Origin of the sequence: Singulisphaera photorubra, assembly GCF_045290345.1 — a bacterium.
In the GTDB taxonomy this organism is placed as follows: domain Bacteria; phylum Planctomycetota; class Planctomycetia; order Isosphaerales; family Isosphaeraceae; genus Singulisphaera.
Genome location: NZ_CP155447.1, coordinates 4200000 through 4211903, shown reverse-complemented (window position 1 = coordinate 4211903; position 11904 = coordinate 4200000). Strand labels below are relative to the sequence as shown.

The window sequence follows — 11904 nt, the reverse complement described above, 5'->3', positions numbered from 1 at the left end:
GATATCGATTATCCTCAAATCCTTGAGGGTCGGAGGCGCCATCCTTGGCACCAGACCGAACCAGGCACTGCATCTTCACTCCGCCCGCACTCAAATCATGCGGGGCGTTCCGAGTCGACGATCACAAAGCGAATCTTGGCCTCAGCCGCAATTTGATTATCGACCGTAGCGACCCCTTGCACGTAGGCTGAGCGGCTCTTGGTCCGAAGATTTGTCACTTCGAGCCGAAGTTGGTCGCCCGGTATGACCGCTTTCCGAAACTTGACTTTGTCGATCGAAATAATCAAAGCCACTTGTTCGCTCGGATCCACCCAATCCGCGATCATGATGCCGGCGGCTTGGGCCAGGGCCTCGACGATCAGGACACCAGGCATGATCGGTCGGCCTGGCCAGTGGCCCTGAAAGAATGGTTCGTTGCAACTCACGTTTTTCAAAGCGACAACCCGACGAGCCGGGTCGTGCTCCATGACCCGATCGACCAGGAGGAACGGGTAACGGTGCGGCAAAATCCGCATGATATCGTTGATTTCGAGCCGGCCCTGCCCGCCCCCTTGAAGGGAGGCCTTGCAGTTGACGGCATCCCAAAGCTTCCGGACCAAGGCGGCGTTGAGCTGATGCCCCGAGCGGTGGGCGACCACATGCCCGCTCAGGTCCTTGTTCAGGAGCGCGAGATCACCGACCATGTCGAGGATCTTGTGCCGAACACACTCATCCTGATAACGAAGCTGATTCCCGATCACGCCGTCCGGACCGAAGATCAGAAGGTCGGATTCCGTCGTCCTTGAGCCGATTCCCGCAGCGCGAAGCGCCTTGGCCTCGCTTTCCAGCAGGAAGGTCCGGCTGGGGGCGAGATCTTCGCGGAACGTCTCCGGAGAGACGTTGACGAAAAGGCTCTGAGATCCGATCGGGGTGTGCCGTCCGTAATCGAGATGATAGGAGAGGACGAGACCGTCGTCGGAACCTGGATGGGCCGTGAGGATGGCCTTCCCTTCGCGAACAGTGATCGGCCGCTCGATCACCAGGGTCTCGCGTTCGCGATCGAGTTCCACAACGCCGGCGCTGTGAAGCGCCTCGACAAACGCCTGGCTCGACCCATCGCAACCGGGCGTCTCTGGGGCATCGATCTCGACGACGCAGTTGTCGATTTGGAGCCCGGAAAGGGCCGCCATGACATGCTCAACCATCTCGACGATGGCTTCGCCCTGCTGAAGCGTCGTGCGGCGTTGCCGCGGGATGACGTGGCGAATATGAGCGGGCACCGACGGCCGACCCGGCAAGTCGGTACGCACGAAAACCACGCCCTGGTCAACTTCCGCCGGCCGAAATCGCACGGCGACGTCGGCCCCTTGGATGAAGCCCACGCCGCGGACTTCCGCTTCACGAGCAATCGTTCTCTGCAATCGCCTCGTCGTGACCATTGCCTTCGACGGCTCCCTCTTCCTTGAGGTTCGTCAGACACTGGGCCCAGGCGCGGTCCAGAACTCCGCCTGCCAGAGCCGATCCCGTGGTCTCGACCTGAGGTCAGCGCGACACAAACACGATTGGTTCGAGCGTGACGTGCTGACCTGGCGTTGACATCGAGAGATCTTCAAAGACCTCAATGAGACATGAGTCGCTAGGTTCAAGGTGAACCGCGATGTTAGTTTCCGGCCGGCTTCACGCTTGCCGGATTCGGAGTGACCGATGAGGTCGCCTTGGGAGTCGCGCCCCCCCTGCTCTTGCTGTACTCGGCGTTCAAGTACTGAACCACTTCCTTGGTGATGTCGTTCGTCGTATCCGCATAGACCACCGACCGCTCGATCGCACGCATCGCCGAGTTAGGGTCGGAGCCGGTTACCGGATCATTCGAGACACGCAGGACGTAGGTCATGCCGCGGAACTTGGCGACTCGAGTGACCATCGACTGAATTTCTTTGTAGAGCGTGGCAAGCATCTCGGCTTCGCGAAGTGCGAACTCGCGTTCCGCCTGTTCGCGACCCGCCTCGTTCGACGCCTTGAGCTGGGTCAGCTTGTCTTCAATTTTTAAAGCGTCGCTGCTACCAGGCGTCATCTTGGCTAGGCTTTCCGACTCCTGTTGCATCTGCTGCATGATGCCCATCAGGTCTTTTTTCTTGAGCATCACGGCGGCTTTGAACTCTTCGCCGCTGACCTTGACCTTGTCGTAGCCCTTAAAGACGGCCGTCATATCGATCGAGCCGAATGTTGCCGGAGCGGGGGCAGGACCTGCGGCGCTTTGGGTCGTCGTCTTTCGAACGGCGACATCTTGCTGTTGTCCCTGTGATGAGCTGGCCAGGGCCATGACCCCGATCAGGCCAAGGCTGACCGCCGCGACCGCGCGAGAGGAGACGACCATCAGTTCAACTCCTTTTGACTGGCCGCCGGCGCGGCCGCTAGATCGTCGAAAACACCCGGCGACCACGCCGAGGGAGCGTCTGCTACGTCCGCCTTGATCACGTCAAGAGGACCTGGTTTGCAGACCGCTCGGCCCGGTCCAGATCGCGCAGGAAACCCTGCAACGACGTCTAGACACGGGGTCTCCATGTCGAGCGGCATTTTGCACCGAACCGCCAAGGAGGTCAAGTCGAACCTTGATGAGGAACGGGACGCTCCCCAATCGCAGGCGTCAGGCTTGCCGAACCACCCCTTCGCGATCCGAAAACGATCGTTCGCGGAGCCGACTCTTAAGGAGCTTTCTGCTCCCACCTGCAACGTGGCGGGTTCGAGAGCGTGAGCCCCGGCTGTCCTGGAGCTCGTCCGATTCGCTCCAGGACATCCAAAAATAAAGGTCGAGCATGCTCGGTCACTTTGACCTCCCTCGTCATTGAGAGAGACGCCGCACGCCGAGCAAGTGCTTTCCCTAGCTCGAACAAGCCCCAAACCTGATCGTTCTCACTCTCCCGAGTAAGTGAGAGTGAAGTCGTGAAACCGAACCTTTCGCGGCATCTCTCCGGTGGCCGAGAACAGGCTGACCAACAGCTCTGCGAAGTGCTCGGTCAGGACGCTGTAGTAATTGTGCTTGCCTTCGCGCCTGGCTTCGATCAGCCCTGAAACGCGCAGGAGGGCCAGGTGATGGCTCACCGCGGGCTGGCTCTGGCCGAGGCGGTTGCACAGATCGGTGACGTGAAGCTCACCATTCTGCGCCAGATAAAAGAGAATGCGAAGCCGGGTCTCATCACTGAGGAGCTTGAAAACCTGAGCGAGCTCACGAACGGCGGGTTCTGACACCTCCTGCGGGGTCTCAGTCGGTGCACTCACTGCGGTTGATCGCTTGACGGTCTTGCGTGCCATGAAAACCTCAACTTGTGTCAAAAGGACAAACAATCGAGATCAATGGGTGCGTCACATCTACACTGAGCTCGCCATTGATCTCGGGAGAGACGAACCCGTCGAAAACGGGGGGAACATCCATTCTCGTGCGGATACGAGCCAGAGTGCGCCCGAGAATCGACCGAGGGGGGAAGGATGTGTGAAGTGTACGTCTAATCTCAACCAAGAAAACTTGATTGCAGTCGAAGGATAAACAATCCCGGAAAGAGGAAACGATCCGAAGGCCAAACCGAATTCAATAAAAGCGCGGCTGGCCTCGAATCCAAAGCTCATTCTGGATCGATCAATTAGGCCGTTCAGTTAATTATGCAATACCGGTCAAGAGGCCATAGCGAGTTAGACTCGTCCGAATGGCTTCTTGAGCGCTTTCTACCGGAGGACAGAGCGGGAGTCGGAACTCGCCGTTGCCGCGGCCCAGCAACGAGAGTGCCGTCTTGACGGGGATGGGGTTTGCAGCGATGGCGAGAAGATCGCGACAGAGCGGAAAAAGCTTCAAATGGAGCCGACGTGCCTCGGCCAGGTTTCCCTGCTCGAACGCGGTAAGCAAGGCCATCATGTCTCGTGGAACGAGGTTGGCCACCACCGAGATTACCCCCTCGGCGCCGAGGGCGAGCATGGGGAGCGTGAGACTATCATCCCCCGACAGAATTGTGAGGTCGGTCCTGCCGAGGAGTTCGCTCACCTGGTCGAGTGAGCCGCTCGCTTCCTTGACCGCGACAATTGGTCCCAGCTTGGAAAGCCGTTCAATCGTCTCAGGGTCGACGTTCCGTGCGGTACGCCCCGGAACATTGTAGAGGACAAGCGGAAGGTCCACACTCTCTGCGATCTGGGCAAAATGGGCGTAGAGCCCCTCTTGCATCGGGCGGTTGTAATAGGGAGAGACGACCAGCGCCCCGTCGGCTCCCGCCTTGGCGGCAAATCGTGTCAGCCGCACAGCTTCGGCCGTGGAATTCGAACCGGTCCCCGGAAGCACCTTGGCACGGCCTGCCGCGCGATCGACGACCGTCGCAATGACCCGCTCATGCTCCTCGTGAGTGAGCGTCGGACATTCGCCCGTGGTGCCCACGGGGCTGAGGACGGGAACTCCCTGGGAGATGTGCCAGTCAACGGACTCTTGAAGGAGGGGATAATCGACCTCGCCGTTGCGAAACGGAGTGACCAACGCAACGGTACACCCGGCAAACATTCGACCCTTGGATGACATTCCGAACTCCCGCCCTCGAAAATCCGCTCACGACCACACTACGTGTCAATTCTAAGACTCGACTGCCTGATAGGGAAGCCCATATCTCCAAGGCAGTTCAGTCAAATCAACCGATTCATCTCGTAATTAAGCAATCCTTCATTTCTCGAACCGCTCGCTCGAGTCCAACAAAGACGGCCCGTGAAATAATGCTATGGCCGATGTTCAGCTCGGTCATTCCATCCAGTCGAGCGACGGGACCGACATTCAGGTAATTCAGACCATGCCCGGCATGCAGTTTCAGACCACTGGCGACCGTGATCCGCCCCGCGTTGACCAGCGCAGTGAGCTCATGGGCTTGTTCGGCATCGGTTACGGCATCAGCATAGCGACCCGTGTGCAGCTCGACCGCCTGGGCCCCCAGCGCGAGGGAAATCTCGACCTGGGCAGGATCGGGGTCGATGAACAGGCTGACCTCCAGCCCGGCATCCCGACACCGACTGATGGCTTCGGCAACGCGTTCGCGATGGCCGAGAACGTCAAGCCCACCTTCGGTTGTCAGCTCGGCACGTCGTTCAGGAACGAACGTGACCTGGTCCGGGCGCGTCTCGAGAGCAATTGCGATGATCGCGGGATCGACCGAAAGTTCGAGGTTGAGCCGAACCTTGACGGTCTCTCGGAGCAGGCGCAGATCCCGATCTTGGATGTGTCGACGATCCTCCCGAAGATGGATCGTGATCCCATCGGCGCCGGCAAGCTCTGCCAGGGCGGCAGCCCAGACCGGATCAGGTTCCTTTCCCCCGCGAGCCTGGCGAAGGGTCGCGACGTGATCGATGTTGACTCCCAGGCGTGGCATGCTCTGAATCTTCCTTGCTAGGCCCTTTTGAATCCCCCCCCAAAAAATGAAGAAGGGGAGGGGCGAATACCATCGAACCGACGAGACCCTTGAAGCAAAACGAAGACGCGCCTGAGTTTGAGCCAATCACAAAGGTGATCGCCGACTCGAGTCCTACTTACCATTCACCGGACGAAGCGGGGACTTGGCAAGGACAAACGTCTTCTCTCCTCCGACGGTGAAGGCGACCCGCCCCTTTCGGTTCGGACCGGCACCATCGATCGCGATGATCCGACCGATCCCATACTGCGGGTGGAGCACCGAAACACCAGGGCGGAAGTCGCCGAGGTTGGCCGGAGACGCCGAGGCGCCGCCAAGTTCGGCCGCAGTCGTCAGCCGAAAGCCTTTCGGTGGAGCCGAGGGCAGCGGCCCGCGCGGCGCCCAGGGCGCGGAGCCACGCGAAGCCGGAGGCGTGGAACCACGTGGCGTCCAAGGCGCCGAGGACTCCGAACGCCGCCAGCCGACGGAAGACGAGCCCATGTCGTTTTCCGAAAGATCCCGGACAATCATCGGCTCTTCGGGCAACTCCCCCAGAAAGCATGACGGGATCGTCGCCTGCCGCTGGCCCCGAAACTCACGAACGCGGCAGTGACTCATGTAGAGTTCGCGTTCGGCACGTGTGATTCCCACGAACAGCAGTCGACGCTCTTCCTCCAACTCGCGTTCGTCATCCCGAACCCGCGAGTGCGGGAGGATCCCTTGTTCCAACCCGACGAGAAAAACCACCGGGAATTCGAGTCCCTTAGCGGCATGCAGGGTCATCAGGGTGACGGCCCCCCCTTCGTCTTTCCAGCGATCGACCGCGGACGAGAGACTGATTTCCTCCATAAAATCAATGATGGAAGCGCCGGGATGCTCCCGGTCAAACTCGCGGGCCGCGGACACAAGTTCATCGAGGTTGGCGAGTCGCTCCTCGCCGTTCGTCTTGGAATCCTCCGCGAGATACTCGCGGTAGCCGGTCAGCGCAAGGAGCTTGCGAGTGACTTCTTCGGCCGTATGATCGCGCAAGGCCGAGAGCTCGTCCATCAGCATGCCGAAGTCACGGAAGCCTCGCGCCGCCTTGTCCTTCAGACCGGGGACCGCCGTGGCTTGCCGAGCCATCGCCAGGAGGGGAAGCTTGAGCGCTTTGGCCCGTGCCGCGAGATGATCGAGCGACGTTTTCCCCAGGCCGCGGGGAGGAACATTCACAACCCTGGTGAAGGATACATCATCCTTCGGATTGACGAGTAAATTGAGGTAGGCCAGGACGTCTTTGACTTCCTGACGCTCGTAAAACGAGACCCCACCCACAATCTGATACGGGATTTTCGCGGCCCGAAAGGTCATTTCGAAGTTTCGGGTCAGGGCGGTCACCCGACAGAAAACCGCAATCTCACCGAACTTGACTTCGCCATCCCGAACAAACCCGAGGATCTTCGTCGCGACTCCACGGGCCTCTTCCGTCTCGTTCGAGTACACCGTCAGTTCAACAGGTGCACCGGTCGGATTCTCGGTCGTCAACGCCTTGGCTTTACGTCGACTGTTGAACCGGATCAAGTGATCCGCGACTTGCAAAATGTTCTTGGTACTTCGATAATTCTGTTCAAGCTTAACGACACGGCAACCTGGGAAATCTTGTTCAAATTCAAGGATATTGTTGAGATTTGCGCCTCGCCAACCGTAGATCGATTGATCGGGGTCTCCGGTAACACAGAGGTTGGGGACATCGGTCGAGAGGGCGCGAACGATCGCATACTGAGCCAGATTCGTATCCTGATACTCATCAACCAAGACATAACGGAATTTTGCATCGAGGTGAGCGCGGACGTCCGGTTTCGTCTTCAAGATCGTGACGATATGAACGAGCAGGTCGTCGAAATCAACGGCCGACGACTCCTGGAGTCGTTCCTGGTAAGCCCGGTAGACCTTGGCGACGATCGCGTCTGTGTGGTCACCGATCCTTCGCGACATGACATCGGGAGTGATCAGGTCGTTCTTGGCCCGACTGATCGCAGAGTCGATCCGCTCGGGAGGAACGGAGACCTCGTCGAGGTCGAGCCGGGCCATGGTCTGCTTGACGGCGCGGAGCCGGTCGGACTGATCGTAGATGGTGAACCCCCGATCGATCCCGACCAAGGGGGAGTAGGTTCTCAGCAATCTGGCGCATAAGCTATGGAACGTGCCGACCCAGACGTCGGACTTGGGCGCCAGCGCTTCAATTCGCTCGCGCATCTCACCCGCGGCTTTGTTCGTGAACGTGAGAGCCAGGATATTCCGTCCCGCGATCCCTTGCTGGAGAAGATTGGCGACGCGTCTCGTGATGACCCTCGTCTTGCCCGATCCGGCGCCAGCCAAGACCAGCAGCGGCCCCTCGACATGCGAGACCGCACTGCGCTGAGGTTCGGTGAGATCGGCAAACAAATCCATCGAGGAATTCATCCTTGGGAGAAGGATCATACGGGGAGAGCGTGCCACAAGGGACGGCAGTCTCGCGTCTTCGTCGTATAAGTATAGCGCACGGCCCACGAGGTCGCGAGCCGACTTCGTGTCGTGGAGGGGGCCGAGTTTGCCCGTGGACCGCAGAACCGTACCTTGAGCCCGGTGGGGTCACCGTCCCTGAGCGGGGTTGAGACACCGACTTGGACGTCGAACACCCCTTGGATTAAACTGGAGTCATTCGACATCTTATTACCGATCTCACCTAGGAAAACGAACCGGCATGGAAATCCTGGGCATTGGCACTGACATCATCGAATGTCCTCGAATCGGCAAGATGATCGAACAGCACGGTGAATTATTCCTCCGCCGCGTCTACACCGAACGCGAAATTCGCTATTGCCAAGCTCGCAAGCATGCGATCGAGCATTTCGCCGGCCGGTGGGCTGCGAAAGAAGCCATCCTTCGGGCAATGGGGACCGGTTGGAGCCGAGGGCTGACCTGGACGGACCTGGAGGTCCGAACGACGGGAGTGGGTCAGCCCCAGGTCCTGATCTGCGGCGGGGCCAAGGAGGTCGCGTTGCAGAAGGGAATTGGCGACATCCTGATTTCGATTTCACACTGCCGAACATACGCCACCGCATACGCGATCGCGTTGAGTCTCTCGCGACCCACCCCGATGACGATCGAAGAAGCAGGTCAGGAATAGGAAGCCCTGCCCCGCCTGCCGTCATTCAAACGCGATTGCGCCGGTTGACCCCGAAAAGTGGAATCACGAGGGGCCCGACCGGCCCCCCAGCTTACCTGAGCCTGGGAAGAGATTGCTCACCCCTTGATTCAGGAATCACGGCTCGAGTCGATCAGACTCGCCAGGCTCTTGAGTTCCAGCCCAAGCTCTTGTTCGCTGGGATTGATCAGGATCATGTTGTTGAGCCGAAGGGTCGGAATCACTCGCTTTCCGTGGTTGAGGTCGGCGAGATAGTCATTGAGTTCCGGCGACTCATCAACGTCTTTGTACTCGTAGGCCAAAGCTTGGGCCTCGAGGAAATTCTTGATGCGCTGGGTGTCCGGGCAGGCTACGGATCCGTAGACGGTGACGTTCGGTTGCCGCATCGGAGTGCCTCATTGGAGAAAGAATGAGAACGGCCCGGCTCACGGACGAGTCGGGCCGCTCCTGATCTTTTTTAATGCAAACGATGCGCCATGGTTCTACCGACCGGTCACGGCGGTGATCTTTTCCAGGGTCGCTTCGCCTGGTTCCTTCGTTCCCTTGCACTTGGGGAAGTTGGCGCAGCCGAGGAAGTAGCCCCGACGGCCTTCTCGAACGGTCATGGCTCCTCCGCAGTTCTCACACGTTTCATCGCAGACGATCGATTTCAGGTCGTCTTTCCCCGCGGAGGCAGCCGCTCCCGGCCCCTCGCCGATCTGCTCCTTGAGTTCCTCCGGCACCGGTTGAGTACTGCGGCACTTGGGATAATTCAGACAGCCGAGGAATGCGCCTCGCTTTCCCCGTTTGACTCCCATGGGGCCACCGCACTTCTCGCACTTGACCTCAACTTTGACGGGGGTCACGGGTTGCCCTTGGTCGTCGACCGGGAGCGTATTCCGGCACTTGGGGTAGCCCGTGCAGCCCAGGAAGTTCCCTCGCGAGCCTTGGCGCAGGGCCATGGGCTTGCCGCACTTCTCGCAAACGTGCTCCGTTTCCACAACCGAGGGAACCGGCTGCCCTTGCTCGTTGAGATTGAACGATTCCTTACAGGCCGGGTAACCGGAACATGAAAGGAACTGACCTCGTTTGCTCTCGCGGAGCATCAATGGCTTGCCGCATTTCGTGCAGATATGCTCGGTCTCAACGGCCGCCGGGCGGGCCGAGCCGTCCATTGGGCGAGTCGACTTGCACTCGGGATACTTCGAGCAGCCGAGGAATTGTCCCGTCTTGCTGAACTTCACCACCATCGGAGCGCCGCAGACGTGACAGACTTCCGAGGACGGAACCTGCACTTTCTGCATCTGCTTCTCGGCGACTTTCAGGGCGTCCTGGAATGGGTGGTAGAAGTCGTCGAGGACTTTGACCATTTCCTCCTTGGCGGAGGCGATTTCGTCGAGTTCATCCTCCATCTTGGCGGTGAACTTCAGATCCATGATCTTGGGAAAGTGCTCGACCAAGAGGTCGGTGACGATCATCCCCAGGTCGGTGGCGAAGAACCGACGCTCCTTCTGTTCAACATACAGTCGCGTCTGGATTGTTTGAATGATCGGCGCGTACGTGCTCGGACGACCGATATTCTCCTTTTCCAGCGCCTTGATGAGCGTTGCTTCGGTGAACCGCGGCGGGGGCTGGGTGAAGTGCTGCGTCGGGTCGAGCGAGAGCAGGTCGAGGGCCTGATCGGCCGCAAGCGGCGGCAGGAGCGAATCTTCCTGTTTCCCCGCCGGTGACAGGACGCGGCGGTAGCCGTCAAACTTGAGGATCTTGCCCTGGGACTTGAACAGGCCCTCCCCCGCGGCGATCGAGACGTTCGTCACCGCGAAGACCGCGGCAGTCATCTGGCTGGCCACGAACCTGCGGTAAATGAGCTGGTAGAGCTTGAACTGATCGATCGAGAGCTTGCCCTTGATCTTGTCAGGGGAGAGGCTCAGGTCGGTAGGCCGAATCGCCTCGTGCGCCTCTTGAGCCGACTTGCCCGCGGCATAGCGATGTGGCTTGGCCGGAAGGTAACGGTCGCCGTAGTCGGTCTTGATCAGTTCGCGGACATTCTCGATCGCCTCCTTGGAAACGCTGAGGCTGTCCGTTCTCATGTAGGTAATGAGACCGACGGGGCCATCGGTCCCGACGTCAATACCTTCATAAAGCTCCTGAGCCACCTTCATCGTCCGCTTACCGGAGAACCGCAAGCGGATCGCCCCTTGCTGCTGCAGGGTGCTCGTCTTGAACGGAGCGTCGGCTTTATCGAGCTTCTCCACTTCCTCAATGCTGGCGACCTTGAACGGGGCCTCCGCCAGGGCGTCGCGGATTGCCGTGGCATCCGTCTCGTTCCCCGCCTCGAATTTCGCCCCTTGCCACTCGGTCAATAAGGCTTCAAAGCGGTCGGACTCCGCCTTTGCCCCTTCCGGACTGACCGTTGCGGTGATCTTCCAATATTCCTCCGTAACGAAGGCGCGGATTTCCTTTTCGCGGTCGGCGATCAAGCGGACCGCCACCGACTGAACCCGCCCCGCACTCAGGTGGCGAGCCACTTTGCTCCAGAGGAGCGGACTGAGCTGGTACCCCACAAACCGGTCAAGGAACCGCCGCGCCTGCTGCGCATTGACCATTTCCATGTTGATCGGACCGACGTGCTGAAAGGCCTCCTTGACCGCCCGTTCGGTGATCTCGTGAAACATGACCCGACGCACGCGCTCGTCGGGAAGATCAAGTGCTTGCTGCAAGTGCCAGGCGATCGCCTCCCCTTCACGGTCAGGGTCAGTCGCCAGGTAGACCATATCGGCCTTGGCCGCCTCGCGTTTCAGCTCGCCGACGGTATCTTTCTTCCCCTTCATGATCTCGTAGGAGGGGAGATAGCCATGCTCCACGTCCAGGCCCAGCTTGCGCTCGGGCAGATCCCGGACGTGCCCCATGCTGGCCTTGACCACATACGCTGTACCCAAGAACTTGTTGATCGATTTCGCCTTCTTCGGGCTCTCGACGATCACCAACGAACGACCGCTGCCCCCCTCCGAAGTGGCACGACGTTGAGGCGTCGTGGTTTTCTTCGTCGTTTTAGCGGAACTCTTCGCTGGACTCTTGGCGCTCTTGGTCTCAGCCTTTGCCGTCTTCGCGGTCTTGGTATCAGCGGACGACGCACGTTTGGCCGGCGTTTTGGGGGTTGATTCTGGGGACGACTTAGCGGACTTGCGAGCCACGGTGCCTTCCTATCCTATTCACCCGAGCCTGGTTGGGTCAACACGCCGGGTAGTCCGGACGCGATCACGGGGGCTAGCGGGGTGTCCTGTTTGCGATTGCCCCGGCAACGAATCTTGGTACACTACGGATTGGGCCGGTCTGCAAAATGCCTGCGCCCTTCAAATAGCTAGGGTATCGGGGCGT

The 11904-nt window shown here is 59.6% G+C and carries 9 protein-coding genes; 1 reads left to right on the top strand and 8 read right to left on the bottom strand.

Annotation, left to right across the window (positions count from 1 at the left end):
- Window positions 1-95 precede the first annotated feature (95 nt).
- From lpxC to V5E97_RS16015, 6 genes are all read right to left on the bottom strand, one after another.
- A complete protein-coding gene (gene lpxC, locus V5E97_RS16040; protein ID WP_406700305.1) occupies window positions 96-1418 on the bottom strand; it encodes a UDP-3-O-acyl-N-acetylglucosamine deacetylase in 1323 nt (440 codons plus the stop codon).
- 221 nt (window positions 1419-1639) lie between these two features.
- On the bottom strand, window positions 1640-2353 hold the full coding sequence (locus tag V5E97_RS16035) for an OmpH/Skp family outer membrane protein (protein WP_406700304.1): 714 nt from the start codon (window positions 2351-2353) through the stop codon (window positions 1640-1642).
- 536 nt (window positions 2354-2889) lie between these two features.
- The gene (locus V5E97_RS16030; protein WP_406700303.1) at window positions 2890-3288 is read right to left on the bottom strand and encodes an ArsR/SmtB family transcription factor; all 399 of its coding nucleotides are present in this window, start codon (window positions 3286-3288) and stop codon (window positions 2890-2892) included.
- A gap of 343 nt (window positions 3289-3631) precedes the next feature.
- Window positions 3632-4531, bottom strand: a complete 900-nt coding sequence (dapA, locus tag V5E97_RS16025) for a 4-hydroxy-tetrahydrodipicolinate synthase (protein ID WP_406700302.1) — start codon at window positions 4529-4531, stop codon at window positions 3632-3634.
- Between the two features lie 115 nt (window positions 4532-4646).
- Window positions 4647-5366 carry a pyridoxine 5'-phosphate synthase gene (locus tag V5E97_RS16020; protein ID WP_406700301.1) on the bottom strand — a complete coding sequence of 240 codons (720 nt, stop codon included), beginning with the start codon at window positions 5364-5366 and terminating at the stop codon, window positions 4647-4649.
- A gap of 153 nt (window positions 5367-5519) precedes the next feature.
- Window positions 5520-7811 (bottom strand): ATP-dependent helicase, encoded by a 2292-nt coding sequence (locus tag V5E97_RS16015; protein WP_406700300.1) that lies wholly within the window; start codon window positions 7809-7811, stop codon window positions 5520-5522.
- 292 nt (window positions 7812-8103) lie between these two features.
- Between V5E97_RS16015 and acpS the strand changes: the two genes are divergently transcribed.
- Window positions 8104-8529 (top strand): holo-ACP synthase, encoded by a 426-nt coding sequence (gene acpS / locus V5E97_RS16010; protein ID WP_406700299.1) that lies wholly within the window; start codon window positions 8104-8106, stop codon window positions 8527-8529.
- A gap of 128 nt (window positions 8530-8657) precedes the next feature.
- Here acpS and V5E97_RS16005 read toward each other — a convergent pair whose 3' ends face one another.
- Together V5E97_RS16005 and topA are read right to left on the bottom strand one after the other, a co-directional pair.
- Complete coding sequence (locus tag V5E97_RS16005) at window positions 8658-8933, bottom strand: glutaredoxin family protein (protein WP_406700298.1); 276 nt, start codon at window positions 8931-8933, stop codon at window positions 8658-8660.
- A 96-nt stretch (window positions 8934-9029) separates the two neighbouring features.
- The gene (gene topA / locus V5E97_RS16000; RefSeq protein WP_406700297.1) at window positions 9030-11720 is read right to left on the bottom strand and encodes a type I DNA topoisomerase; all 2691 of its coding nucleotides are present in this window, start codon (window positions 11718-11720) and stop codon (window positions 9030-9032) included.
- Between the last annotated feature and the right edge of the window lie 184 nt (window positions 11721-11904).